Genomic DNA, 20,471 nt, shown 5'->3' with positions numbered 1-20,471 from the left:
TGTGAGCTCGTGGGCACGTAGCAAGGAATTTCCGCCGCGAAAACGAACGGCGCAGAGAATCGCGAGAACGAGCCGGAGATGATGGGCGCGGCTTCTTGCCACGCGCCCTGAAAAGCAGCGAGCTGGGGCCCGCACCCCAAGGTGCGGGCCCCAGCTGCGAAATATGCGTTGCTGCCGCGATGTCAGGCGGGAACGATGTTCTCGGCCGTCGGGCCCTTCTGGCCCTGCGCGATGTCGAAGGACACCTTCTGGCCTTCCAGCAGCTCACGGAAGCCCTGGGCAGAGATGTTCGAGTAGTGGGCGAAGACGTCGGCGCCGCCGCCGTCCTGCTCGATGAAGCCGAAGCCCTTTTCCGCGTTGAACCACTTCACGGTACCAGTAGCCATGTCAATTCTCCTTCGGAGACGATGTTCGGAATTCGCCCTGTGCGGATTCCGCGTCGCCGTGCTGATTACCCCGTAGGAAAATGAACCTTCTGGCAACCACACCTGCAACTTGAGATCGACAGTAGCATGGCGCGACCGGCCCTGTGCGGATCGATAATTCCGCCCCGTCCGGTGGCCGAGGAATACTCGCCGTGTGCCGCATAAATTTCTCATCTCGCAAAAACAGATATTGGTCCCGTGTGGCTGCACTGTTCCTGCCGCGTCCTCCCGGCCGCAGCCCCATGACCTCCCTCGATGAGTCCTGAGCCGCGGCTGTCCCCATCAGAGGACGGGACAACGGCGAACGCGCCGGGACGCCACGATCGCGATGAAGGTCACATCGGCATACGGGTGACCTGTTCGTGGAGTGCGTACGGCAGGTGCCCGGAGTCATTCGAGGGCGGCGAGATGATCGGCGTCGCCGCCTCGCCACTCGACGAGGAAGATGGTCGCGTCGTCGGTCGTGATGCCGCCACGCTCGTGTTTCAGGGCGTGGGAGAGCGCTCGCACCACCGCCCGTACCTCGGTGCGGTCGCGGAGGATCCGGTTGGTCCACTCGATGAGCTGTTCCTCACCGAACTCTTCCCCGCCGGTCTGGTGCTCCTCGATCAGGCCGTCGGTGAAGCACAGCAACCGGTCCCCGGCTTGCAGCATCCGCTCGCTGACCACCGGCTCCTCACCGCCGAAGCCGACCGGCAGCGTCGTCGGGCTCTCCAGCCGGTCCACCACGGCGCGATCACGGATCAGGAACGGAGCCGGGTGGCCGGCGTTGACCCACTGCAGCCGGCCCGTGGCGATGTTCAGCACCATCATCTGCGCGGTGACGAAGTGGTCCTGGCCGAACTGCTCGTTGATGGCCCTGTCCATGAACGCGTACACCTGGGACAGATCGGTTTGGGCCCGTCGCGTGTGGCGATAGGCACCGACGGCCACCGTCGCCATGGTCGCCGCATCCAGCCCGTGGCCCATCGCGTCGAGCATGGCCACGTGCAGGATGTCGCCGTTGAGGGCGTAGTCGAAGCTGTCGCCGGCCACGTCGTAGGCGGGCTCCAGGATTCCGGCCACCTCGACCTGCGGGACGGCCATCGACAGCGGGGGCAGCAACGACCACTGGATCTCCGCGGCCACGCTCATCGGGGCGCTGCGGCGGGCCTGGAAGAACTGGTCGGTGTAGGCGTCCTTGGTGACGATCATGTCCGCGACCAGACCGGCGAGTCTGCGGAGCAGCCGCCGGTCGTCGTCATCGACGCTGTCCAGGGTGACGGCCATCGCCCCGATCTGGTCGCTGCCGTCCAGCAGCGGCAGGAACATCCGCACACTGCCGTCCTGCGGCACCTCGACCGTTCTGCGGCTCAGGAACGCCTCGCCGGCGGGAGAGTCCTCGACCGCCTCGGGGCCGCCGACCTTCAGCCTCCGGCCCGGCAGTGGCACCAGCAGCACCTGCTCGTAGTCCTGCAGGAGGATGGAGACCTCCCGCCCCCCGACCCTGGCCACCTCTTCCGCGACGAGTGGGGCGATCAAGTCCGGCGGCATCTCGTGGGCCCGGTCCAGCAGCACACCCAGCAGTCGTTCGCCGAACCCCTCCGACCGGTCCACCCCGATCCTGTCCGGCTTGCGCCCACCGTCCGTCATCGCTGTCTGCTTCCCTTCGTCCCGGGGCAGGGGGAGCCCGTCGGGCGGTGGTGTCCACGCGGTCTTCGCCAGGCGGCCGGGTGCCCGGGGTTCGTCGAACCGACGGGGGCGTCGGGTAACGCCGACGTTCAGGCAGCGCCGCTGACGCCCGGGGCGACGAAGCGCCTGTGGAGAGGGAAGAACTCCGGCCGGGGGTCGCTCTTCACCCCCAGTTCGCCCTTGAGCACAGGGTCGATCCTGCCGGCGATGAACCGGGCGAAGTGCTCCTCCGACTCCCGGATGTCGACCACGTTCAGGCCGTCGGCGGTGAACCACGCCACGTGCGACACGCACCCGTCCGGGTACTCCTCTTCCCAACGCACCCTCTGGCGCGCCGCGTCGTACAACTCGGGCGTGATCTCGGGCCGGACAAAGTCATCGCGACTGCCATGGAGGTGCCTCTCAATCGCCTCGCCTCGTCTCGGCGCGGACTGCGCGGGGTACGCAGACGACGCTAAGCAGCTCGGGCCTGCCAGGCACCTCGGGGCGAGCCATTCGTGCGCTGTGGGCACGGCGCCGTGGATCGGCGGGGTTCAACCCTGGGAATTGGGCTGTGCCATCGGACGTCGAGTCCTATGTTTGCAGCCTGCCGAGGACATGGAGGAGGGGGAGGCCGGGTGAAGGTTCCTACGGCGTTGATCGGTGCTCGGGTGGAGAGCACAGCGTTCAGTCTGCAGGTTTCGCTGACTCTCTGTGCCTTGGACCCGGAGGAGGGGTACCGGCTGGGTGCCGAGTTGGTATTGGACACGCCGTTTCTGTTCCGGGACGCCACCGGCGAGTGGCACGAGCTGGACCCCGGCACAGGTGTGAGTCTCGCCCCCGTTCTGGCGCTCTTCGGGCAGTCAGTGGTTGCGGTCGATGTCCGCGACCGCGGTGTGTTGGTCATCGACTTTCAGGACGGTGCAGGGCTTTGGGTGGGCCCGGACCCGCAGTTCGTGTCCTGGCGTCTGATCGGGAGCGGAATCGAGCCGATCACGGTGGGGCCTGGTGGCGAGGAGAACTGGGAGCGCTGACCACCACGCGGTGGCCGGCCGTCCTCCACGACGCGACCTCTCCTAGCCGGCGTGTTCGGCGGTCCAGGTGATGTGAGGGGGCTCGACGCGTGCGCACAGGGGTCCGCCTTGCGCGTCCGTCAGGCCGAGGCGTCCGACCAGCAGCCCGTCGCGTGCGGCGGCGGCGAGTACGTCGGCGGGGACGACGTCGAGCATCAGCTTGGCTCGGCGGAACATCGTGAAGGTGCCCGACTCGTCGACCGTGCCCCACGACAGGTAGATGAACCGTCGGCCCAGACGGTCCTGCACGTAGGGGCCCTTGATCTCGGTGCCGGTCGGCGAGGCGCTCGTGGTGCACTCCAGGGTCCAGGTCGCGGACGGTGCGTCGCCGGGCTGTGGTTCGAGGAGTTCGGCCGGACGGTCGCGGCGTTGCACGGCGACGTGGAGGTTGCCGTACTCGGGGAATGTGCCGGGCAGGTCGACGGCGTCGATGCGGATGCGCATGGCGGCCATCATGCCGCCATCGTCCGCGCGGATGTCGTCCGCCCTCAGTGGTCGTCGCGGATGGTGGTCGCAATGCCGTTGCTGATCACGACCTCGGCGGTGAAGCCCTTCTTGGCGGCCGTCTCCGGTTCGGCCTCGGTGCACTCGGTGCCGCCCTGGCCGCCTTCGCCCGTGCCCGAGTCTCCGCAGGTGTCGCCGTAGCCCCAGATCTCGGTGTTCTCGGCGACGAGGAACTGCTGCTCGACGCCCTTCATGTCGGAGACCGTGTACTTGCCCGGCGCCAGGTCGCTGAGCGGCACGCCGCTCGGTCACCAGGGTCGCGATGCCGTGCTTCCTCTCCGCGTCGGCGCCCACGGCCTTCTTCTTGGTGGCCGCCTCCAGCTCATCCAGCGTGCACGGCGCGTCCACCTTGGACCCCGCCTCGCCGCATAGTCGCCGGGCGTCTACCGGGCCTGCCGGTGTCGTTCCCGCAGAGCTTCCCCGGCGACACCGTCGCCCTCTACCGCACCCGCGGCGACGACTGGTCGGGCCGCTGGTGGCAGACCCTCACCTGGGAGCACGGCCGGGGCGGGCATGGGCGTCGGGTGCTGGTGGCGGCGGGTGAGGTGCCGGTCGAGCAGCGTGCTCGCGGCAGCCGCAAGGGCGAAGGCCGCTCCGACCCGGCCGATGCCCGCCAGGCCGGGGCCCGCGTCGACGACCAGACCGGACACCCAGGGAGCGACGGCGATACCGACGTTGAGGGCGGCGATGTTCACGGCGCCGCCCAGCGTCCTGGTCTCGCCCAGAACGCCGAACACCCGGGCGTTCACCGCCGGGTTGGTCAGGAAGCCGCCGGCGGCGAGGAGGACCGTGAGCGGCACCACCACCGCTGGGATGTCCGCGGTCAGCGCGATGGCGGCGGCCACGACCGCGACCGTGCCCATGCCGGTCAGCAGGACACCGAACGGCGCCCGGTCGGCCCTGCGGCCGCCCACCGTCAGGCCGACCAGCGCGCCCACCCCGTACAGCCCGAGCACCACCGGGACGAGCCCTTCGGAGAGGCCCGTGACGTCCTCCAGGAGGGCACCGAGGTAGGAGAAGACCGCGATGGTGGCGGAGAGGGTCAGCGCGGTGGTGGCGTAGGCGACCCACAGCCGGGGCACGGCCAGGGAGCGCAGTTCGGTACGCAGCCTCAGGCGCGGTGTCCCGGTCTCACGCCCGCCGGGCAGGACGAGCAGCAGCGCGATGGCGGACAGCGCGGTCATCACGGCCACTGCCCAGAACGCCGCCTGCCAGCCCGCGTGCTGAGCCAGCAGGGTGCCGGCAGGAACACCGAGGATCATGGACAGGCTCAGTCCGGAAACGACCACGGACATCGCCTTCCCGCGTCGGCCGTCCGGGACGAGGGAGACCGCGGCGACCGAGGCCAGTGCCCAGAACCCGGCGTACGCCATGCCAGTGACCACACGCATGACCAGCAGGAAGCCGAAATGCGGCACGAGTGCGGCGGCCGCGTGCCCGGCGACGAACACCACCTGGAAACCGACCAGTGCGGCGCGGCGGGGCGACTTCAGGGTGGCCAGTGTCAGCAGCGGTGCGCCGATGACCATGCCGACGGCGAACGCCGAAACCAGGAAACCCGCCTCGGACAGGGAGACATCCAGATCACCGGCGACGGAGGGCAGCAGCCCGGAGAGCATGAACTCCGAGGTGCCCTGGGCGAAGGTACCGAACCCGAGGATGTAGATGATGAAAGGCATGGTGGGGGTGCTCCGTATGACGACGTCGCCGGGTCTCCAGGTTCACGCCGCCGGAAGGCGGGACAGTCCGCAAGAGTGGCCCAGCCGAGCCTGGGTCCAGCTGGGCCACCCTGGGCCGGACGGCCTGCGTGGCCCGGGCGAATACTGGGGGAATGGAGCAGAAGGCTGAACTGGGCGACTTCCTCCGCACCCGCCGGGCCCGCCTGAGCCCGGCCGACGCGGGCGTGGCCCCGGGCGGCGGCGTCCGCAGAGTGCCGGGACTGCGCCGCGAGGAGGTCGCGCACCTCGCCGGTGTGAGCACGGACTACTACACCCGCCTCGAACAGGGCCGCCACCCCAATGTCTCCGAGGCCGTACTGGACGCCGTCGCCCGTGCCCTGCGCCTGGACGACGACGAACGCGCCCACCTCTTCGACCTCGCCCGGCCCCGCACCCCGCGCACCCGGCGCCGTCGCCCGGAGCGGGTACAGCGCGTGCGCCCCGAGGTCCATCAGATGCTGGACACCCTCAACGGCGTCTCACCGGCCTTCGTCGCCAACCACCGGCAGGACGTGCTGGCCACCAACCAGTTGGCCCGCGCCCTGATCACGGACTGGGACGGACTGCCGTACCGGGAGCGCAACTTCGCCCGCTTCGTCCTCCTCGAGCCGGGCGCCCGCGAGCTGTACCTGAACTGGGACGAGGTCGCGGAGATCGTCGTGGCCGATCTGCGCCTGGAAGCGGGACGTCACCCCGACGACGCCCGGCTGAACGAGCTGATCGGCGAGGCCGTCGTGAAGGTGCCGGAGTTCAGCGCCTGGTGGGACAGCCACCGGGTGGCCCAGTGCGTCCACGGTACGCAGCGTTTCGACCACCCCGTGGTCGGCGAGATCACCTTGCACCACGAGACCCTGGCCTTCCCGTCCGACCCCGGCCAGACCGTGTGCGTGTACACCGCCGAACCCGGCTCCGCCTCCGCACAGGCCCTCGCCCTCCTCGCCAGCTGGAGCGCCCCCGACGCCACCCGGGGTAACGACCCGTCATTCGCTCCCCGGCCCGGCAGCACGGTACGCCCGGAGTGATGTGAGCCGCCTCGACCGCCCGCCCATGTTCTGTCCGGCCCAGCCGGTACTTGCCAGATCGGCCCCTCACCGCTTACCAGGAGCCGCCTCCCGCCGCCGGCGCAGCCACTTTCCGCCCCGCGGGGGTTTTGGGGCAGGCAGCTGAATAAGATGTGCACTCATGTCGAACCCTGATGAGCTGCTCGTCGCCATCTCCGCCGCTGTGGAGTCCGAGCGAAGCAATCAGATGTCACTGACCGTGGTCGTCGGCGGTGCCGTCATCACCGGCCGACTGGCTCCCGAGGCCGTGTGGAGGCAGCGGGTGGCGGATGTCCTGAAGGACTCGGACCGGCTCGGCCCGTTCTCCGATGTCTTCGCCCGCGGCCCACGAGAGAATCGGCCCGGCAGCGGCGATGCGCCCACGCACCTGCACTTCCATCTCGCCAGGATCCTTCAGGGCAGCCTCGGTATCCCCGAGACGGGCGGTATGTACCGAGTCGCGATCAAGGACGTCAGCGCATGGACCGTGGGCGATTTCAGCTACATCGACCGGTGAGTCGCTGCCCCCGCTCCCATGCTCGGCCAGAAGTTCCGAGCGGAGGAGCGGGTGAGGAGCGGCAGGCCACGCAGGTCCTCACGGCGGAGGCCCATGACTGACGCGTTCCGGCGAGGTGAGCGCCCGAGGCCGCACAAGGCATGATCAGTGGATGCATGGTGTGGAGGACCCGTCGGGCGGTGGGGACGTGCGAGAGCCGACGGAGATCTGTTCGCCAAGGAGGCCGCGGACAATGCGCTGGTGCTGGCGTTCGGGCGGTTGCAGGGGGCGGCGAACCGGCTGGAGTACATCCTCGGGCGGTCGCTGGAGCTGGAGTGCGGCATCAGCCACCTGATGTTCGAGGTGCTGCTCATCCTCGGGCGGGCGGGCGATCCCGGGCTGTCGATGCGGGCCATCGCCCAGGAGCAGGTGCTGACCACAGGCGGGGCGACGCGACTGGTGGACCGGATGGAGGCGGCCGGGCTGGTGGAGCGCGCCGAGGATCCCGGTGACAGGCGCGGGCGGTTGGTACGGCTGACCCGCTCGTCGTAAGAGACGTACACGGACAGCGACTTGAGATTGCGGCCCTCGGCCGCGCCCTCGACGGTGACCGGGTAGGTGACCAGCTGGCCGGCGCTGACCCGGTTGTCCAGGCCTGGACCTTGGCGCTCCGCCTGGCCTTCCGGCCGGTGAGCGGGTCGGCGTTCGAGCCGACCTTCCTGCCGCTCCGGTAGAGCGTCGTCCGCACCGAGGTGAGGTCCGGCTCCGCCGCCTGCACCTTGCCGTCGGTGCGGAGCGGGAGCGCGCCGTGGCTCCCCTCGGCGCTGTGGAAGATGCCGTGGACGCGTCGGTGATCGGGAGACCGGCCTCGTCCCGCCTCCCCGGGTACCGCTCGGCGTCGAAGTGCCACTCGGTACCCGCCTGACCTCCCGCAACCATCCGGACGGCGGCGCGGAGACGGAACCTCGGCTGCCGATTAAATCGTTTCAAGGTCAATCAGGCTGATTCCGTTCCATCTGTTGACCGATTTCCGTACCTGCCTCTAACCTCCGGGCACCCTGACTGAAACCTTTCATCCTGAAGGTGCCCCATGCCCAGACCGCTGTCGCGCCGTAGTCTCCTCCAGCTGGGCGGCGCCGTGGCCGCCTCCGTCGTCCTCACAGGACCTCGCGCGGTCGCCGCCGCGCAGGGCGCGGACACCGGCAAGGGCGCGCCCCCCGCGCCGACCGGGATGCTGACCGACCTGCTGCCGAAGGGGCTGGGCACCACCGCCGGGAAGCAGCCGCGGTTCAGCTGGCAGGTCCCCCACTTCGGCGCGGGCACCCTCCAGAGCGCCTACCAACTGCAGCTCGCCGCAACCCCGGCCGGGTTCGAGGCCGACCAGCTGCTCTGGGACAGCGGAAAGGTGGCCTCCGCCGCCTCCACCGCCGTGGCCTACGGGGGACCGGCGCTGAAGCCCCGTACCGCCTACTGGTGGCGGGTCGGCAGCTGGGCGGACAAGGGCGAGCGGTCGTCCTGGTCGGAGCCGGTGCTGCTGGCCACCTCGGTGGAGGACGAGTGGGAGGCCGAGCCCATCTGGGTCAAGGCCGGGCCGACCATGACCGACGGCACCTTCGCCACCCGGCTGAAGATCACCACGGTGGCCGCCGGCCTGTGGTTCCGCGCCGCCAACGCCGCCAACAACTACATGTGGCAGCTGCGCGCCGGCAGCACCGCCGCGGTGCTGCGCAAGCACGTGTGCGTGAACGGGACGTACACCGTCCTCGGCGAGGTCACGCTGCCCTTCCCGGTCGCCACCGGCGAATGGGTGGACTTCGCGGTCAGCATGTCCGGCTCCACTTTCACCACCACCGTCAACGGCACCGTCGTCGACACGACCACCCACACCCGCTACACCTCGGGCAACGTCGGTCTGCGCAACGGCTCCACCGAATCGCAGACGTACGACAGTGTCCGCTTCACCGCCGCCGACGGCATCGTGCTGCTGCAGGACGACTTCGCCTCCGACAAGGGCACCTTCTCCGCCGGCACCGTGGCGGGCGGCGTGCTCACCTTCCCGGCCGGCGCCTCCTCGCTCTCCTCCTACGGCGCCGACGACACCTGGGCCCTGCTCCGCCACGAGTACGACCTGGCCGGCAAGGACATCGCCGCCGCCGTGCTCTACGTCGCGGCCACCTCCGCCACCCCTGCCCGGCAGTACGTGGCCAAGGTGTGGAGCAACGGCAGCCCGGTCGGCCACGCCTCGGTGCGCTCCGGCAGCGGAGTGGCGTACCAGGCCTTCGACATCACCGACACGCTGCGCGCGGGCAAGGCCAACGCCCTGGCCGCGCTCTGCTACACCACCTCGCAGCAGAAGTTCCTGGCCCAGCTGGAGGTCACGTACGCCGACGGCAGCCGGGCCACCATAGGCTCCGGCGGCGACTGGAAGGCCCGCCGCCAGGCCGGTTTGCTGCCGGCCAGGGGCAGCGCCGGCAGCAGCTACTACACAGTTCCGCAGGAGTACTGGGACCTGCGCCGGGAGCCCGTCGGCTGGACCGAGCCCGGCTTCGACGACGGCGACTGGTCCGCCCCCGCGGTCCGCGCCGCCATCGACGGCCTCGTCCCCGCCCCGATCGAGCCGGTACGGCTGCACGACGTCACACCAGCCGAGGTCACCAAGGTCGCCGACGGCCGCTGGCTGGTGGACCTCGGCCGGGAGATCGTCGGCGGACTGGCGCTGGAGGTCACCGGAAGCGTGGGCGACACCGTCGAGGTGCGCCTCGGCGAGGAGCTGAACACCGACGGCACCGTCAAGTACCAGCTGCGCGCCACCAACACCTACCGCGAGGTGTGGACCCTGCGCGACGGCGCCCAGCGCTTCGAGCACTGGGGATACCGCGGCTTCCGCTGGGCGGAGCTGCGCACCTCCCTGGACCTGACCGGGGCGACGGTCAAGGGCCGCGCCTGGAAGCTCGACTGGGACGACTCCGACTCCTCCTTCACCAGCTCCGACAAGGACCTCGACCGGGTCTGGGAGCTCTGCCGCTACTCCATCGAGGCCACCCGCGGCGACCTCTACCAGGACACCCCGACCCGCGAGCGCGGACCCTACGAGGGTGACGCGCTGATCAACCAGCTCTCCGAGTACGGCGTCCAGCGCTCCTACGCGCTCGCCCGCTGGTCCAACGACTACCTGGTACGCCAGGGCACCTGGCCCACCGAGTACCGGCTGATGTGCGCGATATCCGCCTGGGAGGACTACCTCGCCACCGGTGACGACCGACAGCTCGCCAAGGACTACGACCTGCTCGCCGCCAAGAACCTCACCTCCTACCTGGGCTCCGACGGCCTCGTCCACAAGTCGCCCGGCAACACCAGCCAGGACCTCGGCGACCTGGTGGACTGGCCGGCCGCCAGCCGCGACGGCTACGTCTTCACGAGCGTCAACACCGTCGTCAACGCCTTCCAGTACGCGGCCTTCGACGCCCTCGCCAAGTGCGCCACCGCCCTGGGCAAGGCCGCCGACGCCAGGTCCCTGCGCGACCGGGCCGACACCCTCGCCGCCGCCATGCGCGACACCCTGCTCGACCGCTCGGCGGGCAGGTTCCGCGACGGCGCCGGCACCACCCACAGCGCCCAGCACGCCACCGCCTTCCCGGTGGCGCTCGGAGTCGCCGACGCCCTGGACGACGCCGTACTTGCCGGACTCGGCGACACGCTCGCCTCGGGCGGAATGAAGGTGAGCGTGTACGGGGCGCAGTTCCTCCTCGACGCGCTCTTCCGGCTCGGCCGCTCCGACGCCGCCCTCGCCCTGCTCACCTCGAAGGCCACCAACTCCTGGCTGCACATGCTGGACGACCTGAAGGCCACCCTCGTCACCGAGGCGTGGGACCCGTCGCTGAAGTCCAACACGACCTTCTCCCACGCGTGGGCCTCCGCCCCGGCCAACGCCGTCGCCCGGCACGTGCTGGGCGTGCAGGTCACGGAGGCGGGCGCGGCCGAGTTCCGGATCCGGCCAAGGACCGGCGGCCTCACCGAGGTCGACGGCACGGTCCCGTCACTGCGCGGCCCGGTCTCGGTCTCCGTCCGCCGATCCGCCGGTGCCCACTCCCTGAGGGTGACGCTGCCGCCCAACACCCGCGCCGTCCTGGAACTGGAGATCGGCGACGCCGACCCGGCGGCGTACCACGTGACCGCGGCCACTCCGGGGAACAGCGGCCGCCCCAAGGTCATGTCGTTCACCGACCTGACGGGAACAGTGCTGCGGGTCGGCCCGGTCGGCTCCGGCACCGCGACGGTCGCGTTGACGGAGTAGCCCGCCCGCGAGGAGCAGACTCACCGCCTACGAAAGGAACTTGTAGCCGCTCCACTCGCTCCAGCCGCTCGCGATCTGCGTCCGCGGACCGAACGAGCCCTTTCCGTCACCGCTGTTGCGCCACACGTTGCCGCTGGTGTCGCGGGAGACCAGGTCCGGCCTGCCGTCGTCCGTGATGTCGCCGACCCCGACGACCGCGGTGTACGAGCCGCCCCAGTTCGACAGCACCTTGACTCGGGCCGCGAACGTGCCGTCGCCCCTGCCGTCGTAGCGGTAGGGGTTGTGGGACGTGTCCTGGGCCAGGAGGTCCGCCTTGCCGTCACCGGTGATGTCGCCGGTGCCGACGATCTTTGCGTCAGCATCCGGTGCGGCCGCTTCGACGTCTGGGTGCGTGCGAACCACGATGCCTCTTCATTCACGAATTCTGCACGATTTCGCACGCAAATATTCGATCGCATGCCATCATCGCGGTGCAGAAAGTGAGCTCCTGTGGACCACCCGAGCCGTCAAGCCGCAGGTGGTGCACCGGACCTGAGGAAGGATGACGCCCCGCATGGGCAGACCCGTTCCCGCGCGATCCCGTGTCCGGGCGCCGCACCGGCTCCTGTGGCCGGCCACCGCTGCCGCCGGAGCCGCGCTCATCGCCGGTACCGTGCAGGCCCCGCCACAGGCCCGGCCGGACCCGGCGCCGGTCGCGGCCGTGAGCTGCGCCGCCGGCGTGTGGAAGGCCGACTACTACCCCAACGCCACCCTCACCGGCACACCCCGCAAGTCACTGTGCGACACATCCATCAACGAGAACTGGGACAGGGGCCACCCCGCCGGGATATCCCTGCCCAACGACCGCTTCGGCGTTCGCTGGACGATGCGCCGCGATTTCGGCGGGGGCGGCCCCTTCCTGCTGAAGACCGCGGCCCAGGACGGCATCCGGGTCTGGATCGACGGCACGCGCCACGTCAACCTGTGGCGCGACTACGCCTCCACCCAGCGCGCGAGCGTCAAGGTGACCGTGCCGGCCGGGACGCACACCGTGCGGGTCGACTATGTGGCTCTCACGGGCTCGGCCAACGTCGCCGCCAGTCTTGCCCCCACCACTCCGGACAAGGTGGCCCCTCTGGCTCCCACCTCCGTGAAGGCGGCACGCGGTGACGGCTGGGCCACCGTCAGCTGGGCCCGCAACCCCGAGGCGGACCTGGCCGGTTACCGGGTCTACCGCTCCACCAGCACACCCGTGGCGATCGACACCGCACACCGGATCAGCGGCTCCGGTCTGCTGACCGACAACACGCTCACGTCGACCGGGCTGCGCAACGGCACCAAGTACTTCTTCGCCGTCACCGCCGTGGATCGCGCCGGCAACCAGTCCCGTGCCTCGGCCAACGTCTCGGCCGTCCCGGCCGACACCACCCCGCCGCGGGCTCCGGACGTCCTGGGGGCCGACGGCCACGGCGACATCGACCTCAACGGCAACGGCGTGCCCGACCCCGACGACGACCTCGGCGAGAACCACCTGAGCTGGGGCCCGAGTCGGGACGACGACTCCAGCACCCGGGACTCCTTCGCCGGCTACCACGTCTACCGCGCCACCGCCCCCGGCGGCCCCTGGAGCAGGATCAGGAGCGCCGACGCCCGAGTGGTCCAGGACAACGCCTACGCCGACAAGGCCGCCCCGATCGGCATCACCGCGTACTACCGGGTGACGGCCGTCGACACCGCCGGCAACGAGTCCGCCCCGGCCACCACCGAGCGCGGTGAGTACGCCATGACCGTCGCCTCCGCGCTCCGCCCCGACACCGGGCTGTACCCGCCCCAGCAGCCCACCGGGCTCAAGGGTGAGCTCAGCGGTGACAACGCCGCGCTGGACTGGGCCGACAACCCGGTCGGCAGCCCCGTGCACGCCCTGACCGGCGGCTATCAGGTGCAGTCCGCGTCCTCGGCCTCCGGCCCCTGGACCCTGCGCGCCGGCGACGGCGCACCGCTCACCTCGTCGCAGTTCACCGACACCGCCCTGCCCGCGGGCGGCACCCGCCACTACCGGGTGCGCGCCGTCGACGACGCCGCCGACGTCGGCACGCCACGCGCGTACTCGGCCTGGACCGAGCCGGTCGCCGTCAGCCGCCCGCTGCCACCGGACACCACACCGCCCGCCGCGCCCGGCGCGCCCGAGGTCACCGCACCCGACGGCGGCACCACCGCCACCCTGACCTGGACCACCAACGGCTGGCCCGGCTACGAGCAGGACTTCGCCGGTTACCAGGTCACCCGCAGCGCGAACCCCGACGGCCCGTTCACCGATGTCGGAAGCCCCCGCACCCCCCAGTGTGCCGCCGTGCCCGACACCGACGAGCAGGTCCGCTGCACCCTCACCGACGGCCCGATCGCCGCCGACGCCACCCCCTACTACCGGGTCGTCGCGGTCGACCAGCTGGGCAACCGCTCCTCCGGCACCGTGGTGCGGCTCAAGCGGCCGGCCCCGTCGGCGCCCAAGCCGTCCACGCCCACCGGGCTGACCGCCACCCGCGACGACAGCGGCGGCATCCTGCTCGACTGGGACGACTCCCCGGCGTCGGAGGTCCACCTCTACTACCTGTACCGCACGACCTACGGCAGCCCGTGCGACGCAAACGCCTGGACCTTCGAGACGGCCGACTCCTACTACCTGGACACCGACCCGTCCCGCAAGGCCCGTTACTGCCTGACGGTGCGCGGCTTCGAGGGCAACTACAGCGACCCGATCTGGATCGACGTGCCCGACCCGAACGAGGGGCCGGCCCCCGCCCCGCAGGCGCCCGAGATGCCGACCGCGGCGGGCAGCACTGACGGCATTCGGCTGACCTGGACGGTCAACGACCCCGCCGCGGCCCGCTACGAGGTCTGGCGCCGCACCGAGACCGACGCCGTGTACATCAAGGCCGCCGACATCCCCGCGACGACATCCCCGGACTGGACCGACACCGGCGCACCGGCCGGAGTGCCCTCCTGCTACCGGACCATCGCCGTGGACGCGGCGGGGAACCGCTCAGGCTTCTCCGAGGACGACTGCGCGGTGCGCCCGTATGCCGAGGGCACTGTGCGCCCCGACCGGCCCGCGGACCTGGCCGCGCGGCGGGACGGCGACCACGCGGTGCTGTCCTGGCAGCCCGTCTCCGGCGCCACCGGCTACCTGGTCTACCGGTACTGGGGCGACGCCGCCGACCCCGGCACCCGGATCCAGGACCAGCCCGTGACGGGCACCACCGTGACCGACACCGCCGCACCTTCCTCCTCCTCCAACGCCTATTACGCGGTGGTGGCCGTGGACGCCGCCGGGGTGCGTTCCGAGGCGGCGGTGCTGCCGTGGATGGGCGACGGCTACGGCGCCTCCATGAGCCTGGCCGCGAGCGGCTCCGCGGACGGTGTGCTGCTCGACTGGACGTGGTCCTGCCAGAACGAGTGGTGCCCGGCACCGTCCTCGGTCACGGTCGAACGCTGGAACCCCGCCACCCAGGTGTGGGACGAACTGACCTCGACCCTGCCCGGCACTGCCGTGTCCTACCTGGACACCACCGCACCGGCTGGGGCCACCTCCTACTACCGGGTGCAGGTCTACGGCCAGGACGGCGACACTCCCGAGCAGATGGGTTACGGAGCCGTCCCTGGTACCCGCCCGGGGGCGCCCGCCCCGAACTGACGCACCACCGACATGCCCGCCCCGCCGCCCCGATGGGTGGCGGGGCGTGTTCGACACCGCGACTCGTCGTGCGCCGCCGGCAAGGTCAAGGCCAAGACGGGCACCCTTAGGCGTGCCTGCGTCAGCGATGCCCAGCGTGCCCTCCGCGTGCCCCATCTTCGGGTCCTGATGTGCCGGAAAGGGCCGGAGCGGTCCACAGATGCATCAGCCCCAGGCCACTGCCGGTCCGGAGTGTTCGTCGCGACCGCGAGGTTGCGGTGCTCGTCCGCGGCTCCAAGCATGGGCTCAGGGGGACAGCGACAGAGCCCCTCGAAGGGGCACGCCTCGAGGAGGCATGAGAGCCATGGCGTTTCCTGCGGCCCGGTCCTCCGGCCGTCGCCGGGCATGGCGCACTCGACCGGCATGAGTGCGATCGGCATGACCGACGGCGACCGGCCGCTGCGCTGTCTGGTCACGGGCGCCACCGGTTACCTGGGCGGCAGGCTGGTGCCGGAGTTGCTGGCCGCCGGGTACTCGGTGCGCTGCCTGGCCCGCTCGCCCGGCAAGCTGCGGGACCATCCGTGGGCCGGGCAGGCGGAGGTCGTGCGCGGGGACGTGACGGACGAGGAATCCGTGCGCGCGGCCATGGAGGGAACGGACGTCGCGTACTACCTGGTGCACGCGCTGGGCACCGGGCGGGGTTTCGAGGAGACCGACCGGCGCGCGGCCAGGATCTTCGGTGAGCAGGCGCGTGCCGCCGGAATCCGGCGGATCGTCTACCTCGGCGGGCTGAGTCCTTCCGGAGTACCCGAGCACGCGCTGTCACCCCATCTGCGGTCTCGTGCCGAAGTGGGCCGCATCCTCCTGGCCTCGGGCGTGCCGACCGCCGTACTGAGGGCAGCCGTGATCATCGGGTCGGGTTCGGCCTCGTTCGAGATGCTGCGCCATCTGACCGAGCGGCTCCCCGTGATGGTGACCCCGAGCTGGGTGCGCACCCGCATCCAGCCGATCGCCGTCCGCGACGTGCTCCGCCTCCTCGTGGGGTGCGCGCGGCTGCCGTACGAGGTGAGCCGGGCCTTCGACATCGGCGGGCCGGATGTCGTCACGTACCAGGAGATGATGCGGCGGTACGCCGCCATCGCGGAGCTGCCGAAGCGGATCATCGTGCCCGTTCCGCTGCTCACCCCGCGGTTGTCCAGCCTCTGGGTCGGTCTGGTCACGCCGGTGCCGGGCGCTCTCGCGCGCCCGCTGGTCGAGTCACTGAAGCACGAGGTGGTCTGTGCCGAGCGGGACATCGTCCGTTACGTGCCGGACCCGCCGGAGGGACCGGTTACCCTCGACCGGGCGATCCGGCTGGCTCTGAGGCGCGTGCAGGACGCGGACGTGGCCACCAGGTGGTCCTCGGCCTCGACTCCCCGCGCCCCCAGCGACCCGCTGCCGACCGACCCGGTCTGGGCGGGCGGGAGCCTCTACACGGATCACCGCGAGCGCACGGTCGCGGCGTCGCCGCAGGCGCTGTGGCGGGTGGTGGAGGCGATCGGCGGCGAGAACGGCTGGTACTCCTCCCCGCTGGCCTGGTCCCTGCGAGGCTGGCTGGACACCCTGGTGGGTGGTGTCGGCCTGCGCCGCGGCCGCCGGGACGCGATCCGGCTGCGGGTCGGCGACAGCCTGGACTTCTGGCGAGTGGAGGAGATCGAGCCGGGTCGGCTGCTCCGGCTGCGCGCCGAGATGCGGCTGCCGGGCCTGGCCTGGCTGGAGATGGTCGTCGACCGGGATCCACAGGGGCGCACGGTGTACCGGCAGCGGGCCCTGTTCCATCCGCACGGCCTGGCCGGGCACGCCTACTGGTGGAGCGTGGCCCCCTTCCACGCCGCGGTCTTCGGCGGCATGGCCCGCAACATCGCCACCGCGGCCGCATCGGCCGCCCCTGAGCCGGCCCGTTCCCACTGAGGGGCTCTGAGGGGCGGTGCGCTCACTGTTGCGTGATGCGGGACCAGCAGGCCATTATCAGGAATCCTGTTATTTGAACTTGCGACGATTGTGAGCCGGGCCGTGCCATTCACCAGGATCCAGGCCAGAGGTATTCAGCTGCTGCTCGGCGGCATGATGGCCCGCGTGCACAACGACCTGCGCTTCACCGACATCCCCAAGCGCACCGAATCCCTCCAGGTGGAGACCGCCGCCGGACCGGTGACCTGCACCGTCTACCGTCCGCCGGCCACCGACACCCCCGCCCCCGTGTACGTCAACTTCCACGGTGGCGGCTTCGTCGTCGCCCGCCCTGAGCAGGACGACCACATCTGCCGCTACATAGCTGCCACGGCCGGCTGCGTCGTGATCAACGTGGACTACGCCGTCGCCCCGCAGCGGCAGTTCCCCGCACCCGTCACCCAGGCGTACGACGTCACCGCGTGGGTCGTCGAGAACGGCCCCGCCAACGACTGGGACGGCTCGCGGCTTGCCGTGGGCGGACACAGCGCCGGGGCCAACCTGGCCGCTGCCGTCTGTCGCACGGCCCGAGACCGCGGCGCCTTCTCGCCCCGGCTCCACATCATCGACTCCGCACCGCTCGACCAGCTCTCCGACCCCTCCACCAAGCTTTCCCCCATCGCCAAGCCGCTGCTCAGCCCCCACCTCATGCGTGTCTTCACCGCCGCCTACGTCCCGGATCCCGCCGACCGCGCCCACCCCCTCGTCTCTCCCGGTCTGGCCGACGACCTTGCCGGGCTCCCGCCCGCCCTGGTCATCGTCGCGGAGCACGACCGCCTGCGGGATGAGGGCGACGCCTACGCCAAGGCCCTGGACGCCGCAGGTGTCCCAGTCGTCCACCGTGTCTTCGAGGGCGTCGACCACTACTTCACACACACCGGCCCGGTGTCGGCCGGCAAGGAGGCCATCGAACTGATGGCCAGCGTGCTGCGCACCGCGCTCAGCAACTGACGCCGGCCGCCGCGTACCTGGGCCGGTCTCGTGGACCGTGCGGACGGGGCGTTGCGCGGTCGGCGGCTCCGGTGCTCCGGGGGTTGGCGCCGAGGCAGGATGAGTCCGTCCGGGGCCGGTGCCTTTTTGGTCCCGAGTTATCGATTTCCGGACGGAACAAGATCCAACTCTTACAGACGACGTCAATACTGATCGACAATGTCTGGGAACCGTGACGCACGATTCACCGCGTGGTGCGGCTGAGCACACCGCTCACGTTCAGGACCTCGTGGCACCCCTGCGCCCGACGGCCGGTGGCCGGTGTGCCCGGCTTGTCACAGGTCACTTCGACGGTCACGGTGTCGTTCTCAGGGATCTTGATGGGGGTCACCCAGTGGTAATCCTGGTTACGGAAGGTCTCCAGCGCGATCGTGGTGATCTTGCGATCGCCGAAGCTGAGCGTCAGCACCCCCTCGTCACCCTGGAAGTTGGCGACAACGATGTCCGTCACCCCGAAGACACTGCCCTCGGGCACCTGGTAGGTACCGGTCTTGCTCTCTCCGCCGGACGTCTGCAGGTCGATGGTCGCCGAGCTCTGCTGGCCGCCGCCGACCGATGTGCCGCCGCCGACCGATGTGCCGTCACCGGCCGACGTGCCGGCGCCGGCCGATGCGCCGTCACCGCCCGCTCCGGACGGCGCACCCGGCTCCTGGCCGCCGGGCCGGGCGTCCGAACCGCCGCCGGAACCGGTGCCCGGAGTCTGCCCGGCCTGCCCCCCGGCCGGCGTGGGACGCGGCTGGACCGCCTCGGTGGCCGCTTCCCTGGCGGCGCTGCGCACCGCCGGACGGACCAGTGTGAACCAGGCGAGCAACAGCGCAAGCAGCACCGCGAGCACCGCGAGCAGCCACTTCGGAAAGACCGGGATCTGGACGAACTCCGCGTCCAGCGGCGCCCGGACGGCACTCGCGTCCTGCTGTGTCTCCTCCTCGTCACCGGATTCGGAGGTGTCCACGGTGAACGGCCACACCACGGGGGCGCCGAACCACACCGGCTTGCCCGTGCGGACCCGCAGGCCGACCTCCGCCGACTCGCCGGGCTCCAGCTTCGGCTCCGCCGGGCTGAAGGCGAACGCCAGCTCCTCGCCCGCCTGGCCGGGAGTGAAGCCCACCTGCACCGGGGTGTTGCCCTGGTTGCGAACCGCCAGTCGGTAGCGGCCGCGCAGCCAGCCACGCCGGCGGCGCGGGGTCAGCTCGGTGTGCAGCTCGCGGAACTCCTCGACATGCACGGTGGTTTCGAGAACCCGCACCGAGTCGGGGTGCTCGGCCGGCAGGACCCGCACGCCGAGGGGCACCTCACCGGCCCGGATCTCCGGAGAACGCGGGGGCTCCAGACGGATCGTCACCGTCTCGGAGGTGCCGGGATAGAGAGAGACCCGCGGCGGTTCCACGGTGGCCCAGGAGGCGCAGTCCCCGACGACCTCCAGGGTGTACGCCTCGACGATGTCGCTGTCGTTGCGGACGGTCAGACTGGTCGTGGCGGTGCCACCCGGCGCCACGGTCACTTCCGGAATGTCGAGGCCGGGCGCACCGGGACGGGAAGAGGCTGCAGAAGGCGTCACGCCGCCACCGTAGGACCGCGTCCGGGCCGCCACGACAAGCGCGAGGGCAACGCCCGGGCAGGCGCGCTGCCCTGGGGGTCAAGGACGACCCCCTCGCGTCGGTGAGCCGTTGACACGGCCCTTCGCCTCGCGTGCACCGCCTTCCGGTGGTCGTCCCGCGGCCCCCGTCATCCCACGAACTCCCGCATCGTCCTCCACGAACTCATGAAACAGGTACGCCCTCATGTCCATAGCAGAGAAGACCGGACTGGCCATGTCCGCCACCACCTCACGTATGCCCACGTCGGTTTGGGCCATGCACAGGACCCCCCGCTCCGATCGCCAGGACCGAGTGACCGTGGCCGTATACGCCGCTGATCCGGTCCTGCGCCTGGGCGTCGTCCAGCAGTTACGCCAGCGCCCGGAGGTCGAGCTGCTCGCCGATGCCGACGCCGACGCGGAGCGGGCCCAGGTGTCGCTGGTGGTCGTGGACCACGTCGACGACGACGTGGCGGCCCTGCTGGACCGGCTGCGGCACAACACCGCCACCCGCACGGGCCTCGTGGTCGCCACCCTCGGCTCCGGCTCGCTGCAACGCGTCATCGAGTGCGGTGTGGCGGCGGTGCTGCGCCGCGCCGAGGCCGACCAGGACCAACTCCTCCACCTGGTCCTGGCCATAGCCAACGGCGAGGGCGTGCTGCCCGGCGACCTGCTCGGCAAGCTGCTCACCCACGTGGGCAGCCTCCAGCGTTCGGCGCTCGACCCGCGGGGGCTGTCCCTGTCCACGCTGACCACGCGTGAGGCGGACATGCTGCGCATGGTGTCGGAGGGCCTGGACACCGCGGAGATCGCCCGCAAGACCGCGTACTCCGAACGGACCGTCAAGAACGTCCTGCACGAGGTCATCACGCGGCTGCAACTGCGCAACCGGGCCCACGCGGTCGGTTACGCGCTGCGCAACGGTCTGATCTGACCGGCCGTTCCCCCGACGGCCGGGAAGCGGCACTGCCCGAAAGCACACCGCACGCTTCCCCTGGATGTGGCCCCGCCGCCCTGCCGCGCCGCGCGCGGCCGTCGCAGGGTGGGCGGGGCACATCCTGATGCCG

At 70.9% G+C, this 20,471-nt stretch carries 16 protein-coding genes and 1 pseudogene; 9 read left to right on the top strand and 8 right to left on the bottom strand.

Annotated features, from left to right (window positions below; all coding sequences use genetic code 11):
• Positions 1-182: 182 nt before the first annotated feature.
• From ACZ6TU_RS06445 to ACZ6TU_RS06435, 3 genes are all read right to left on the bottom strand, one after another.
• Positions 183-386, bottom strand: a complete 204-nt coding sequence (locus ACZ6TU_RS06445; protein ID WP_030730357.1) for a cold-shock protein — start codon at positions 384-386, stop codon at positions 183-185.
• A gap of 429 nt (positions 387-815) precedes the next feature.
• Positions 816-2,057, bottom strand: coding sequence for a PP2C family protein-serine/threonine phosphatase (locus ACZ6TU_RS06440; RefSeq protein WP_469547094.1), 1,242 nt, complete (start codon positions 2,055-2,057; stop codon positions 816-818).
• A gap of 128 nt (positions 2,058-2,185) precedes the next feature.
• Entirely contained in the window at positions 2,186-2,377 is a 192-nt protein-coding gene (locus ACZ6TU_RS06435) for a hypothetical protein (protein WP_467674580.1), read from the bottom strand.
• A 336-nt stretch (positions 2,378-2,713) separates the two neighbouring features.
• On the opposite strand from ACZ6TU_RS06435, the gene ACZ6TU_RS06430 reads away from it, so the two are divergent.
• A complete protein-coding gene (locus ACZ6TU_RS06430) occupies positions 2,714-3,109 on the top strand; it encodes a DUF6188 family protein (protein ID WP_469547092.1) in 396 nt (131 codons plus the stop codon).
• A gap of 42 nt (positions 3,110-3,151) precedes the next feature.
• Here the strand turns inward: ACZ6TU_RS06430 and ACZ6TU_RS06425 are convergent, their stop codons facing one another.
• The 3 genes from ACZ6TU_RS06425 to ACZ6TU_RS06415 all read right to left on the bottom strand — a co-directional run bounded on the left by ACZ6TU_RS06425 (position 3,152) and on the right by ACZ6TU_RS06415 (position 5,331).
• Positions 3,152-3,592 carry a DUF5990 family protein gene (locus ACZ6TU_RS06425; RefSeq protein ID WP_469547090.1) on the bottom strand — a complete coding sequence of 147 codons (441 nt, stop codon included), beginning with the start codon at positions 3,590-3,592 and terminating at the stop codon, positions 3,152-3,154.
• A 44-nt stretch (positions 3,593-3,636) separates the two neighbouring features.
• Positions 3,637-3,891: a hypothetical protein gene (locus ACZ6TU_RS06420; RefSeq protein ID WP_467674586.1), complete on the bottom strand. Its 255-nt coding sequence runs from the start codon at positions 3,889-3,891 to the stop codon at positions 3,637-3,639.
• Positions 3,892-4,035: 144 nt separating this feature from the next.
• The gene (locus ACZ6TU_RS06415; RefSeq protein WP_469547088.1) at positions 4,036-5,331 is read right to left on the bottom strand and encodes a Cmx/CmrA family chloramphenicol efflux MFS transporter; all 1,296 of its coding nucleotides are present in this window, start codon (positions 5,329-5,331) and stop codon (positions 4,036-4,038) included.
• Between the two features lie 152 nt (positions 5,332-5,483).
• Here ACZ6TU_RS06415 and ACZ6TU_RS06410 point away from each other — a divergent pair, with 152 nt between their 5' ends.
• The 4 genes and pseudogenes from ACZ6TU_RS06410 to ACZ6TU_RS06395 all read left to right on the top strand — a co-directional run bounded on the left by ACZ6TU_RS06410 (position 5,484) and on the right by ACZ6TU_RS06395 (position 11,200).
• A complete protein-coding gene (locus ACZ6TU_RS06410) occupies positions 5,484-6,392 on the top strand; it encodes a helix-turn-helix transcriptional regulator (protein WP_469547086.1) in 909 nt (302 codons plus the stop codon).
• A gap of 160 nt (positions 6,393-6,552) precedes the next feature.
• A complete protein-coding gene (locus ACZ6TU_RS06405; protein WP_467674592.1) occupies positions 6,553-6,927 on the top strand; it encodes a hypothetical protein in 375 nt (124 codons plus the stop codon).
• Positions 6,928-7,134: 207 nt separating this feature from the next.
• Positions 7,135-7,446 (top strand): annotated as a pseudogene (locus ACZ6TU_RS06400) (MarR family winged helix-turn-helix transcriptional regulator); the annotation flags it as partial.
• Between the two features lie 550 nt (positions 7,447-7,996).
• Positions 7,997-11,200, top strand: coding sequence for a family 78 glycoside hydrolase catalytic domain (locus tag ACZ6TU_RS06395; RefSeq protein WP_469547083.1), 3,204 nt, complete (start codon positions 7,997-7,999; stop codon positions 11,198-11,200).
• A 27-nt stretch (positions 11,201-11,227) separates the two neighbouring features.
• On the opposite strand, the gene ACZ6TU_RS06390 is transcribed toward ACZ6TU_RS06395, so the two are convergent.
• On the bottom strand, positions 11,228-11,602 hold the full coding sequence (locus ACZ6TU_RS06390; protein ID WP_469547081.1) for an FG-GAP repeat domain-containing protein: 375 nt from the start codon (positions 11,600-11,602) through the stop codon (positions 11,228-11,230).
• Between the two features lie 151 nt (positions 11,603-11,753).
• Between ACZ6TU_RS06390 and ACZ6TU_RS06385 the strand changes: the two genes are divergently transcribed.
• The 3 genes from ACZ6TU_RS06385 (at position 11,754) to ACZ6TU_RS06375 (ending at position 17,789) form a co-directional block, all read left to right on the top strand.
• Positions 11,754-14,870, top strand: a complete 3,117-nt coding sequence (locus tag ACZ6TU_RS06385; protein ID WP_469547079.1) for a fibronectin type III domain-containing protein — start codon at positions 11,754-11,756, stop codon at positions 14,868-14,870.
• Between the two features lie 402 nt (positions 14,871-15,272).
• Complete coding sequence (locus ACZ6TU_RS06380) at positions 15,273-16,799, top strand: SDR family oxidoreductase (RefSeq protein WP_467674599.1); 1,527 nt, start codon at positions 15,273-15,275, stop codon at positions 16,797-16,799.
• 156 nt (positions 16,800-16,955) lie between these two features.
• Positions 16,956-17,789, top strand: a complete 834-nt coding sequence (locus ACZ6TU_RS06375; protein WP_469547373.1) for an alpha/beta hydrolase — start codon at positions 16,956-16,958, stop codon at positions 17,787-17,789.
• 223 nt (positions 17,790-18,012) lie between these two features.
• On the opposite strand, the gene ACZ6TU_RS06370 is transcribed toward ACZ6TU_RS06375, so the two are convergent.
• Positions 18,013-19,386, bottom strand: coding sequence for a COG1470 family protein (locus tag ACZ6TU_RS06370; protein ID WP_469547076.1), 1,374 nt, complete (start codon positions 19,384-19,386; stop codon positions 18,013-18,015).
• Positions 19,387-19,660: 274 nt separating this feature from the next.
• Here ACZ6TU_RS06370 and ACZ6TU_RS06365 point away from each other — a divergent pair, with 274 nt between their 5' ends.
• A complete protein-coding gene (locus ACZ6TU_RS06365) occupies positions 19,661-20,338 on the top strand; it encodes a helix-turn-helix transcriptional regulator (protein WP_469547372.1) in 678 nt (225 codons plus the stop codon).
• Positions 20,339-20,471 lie beyond the last annotated feature (133 nt).

This window comes from Streptomyces sp. NPDC052064, assembly GCF_055585925.1.
This window is presented reverse-complemented; position numbering and strand designations above follow the sequence as displayed.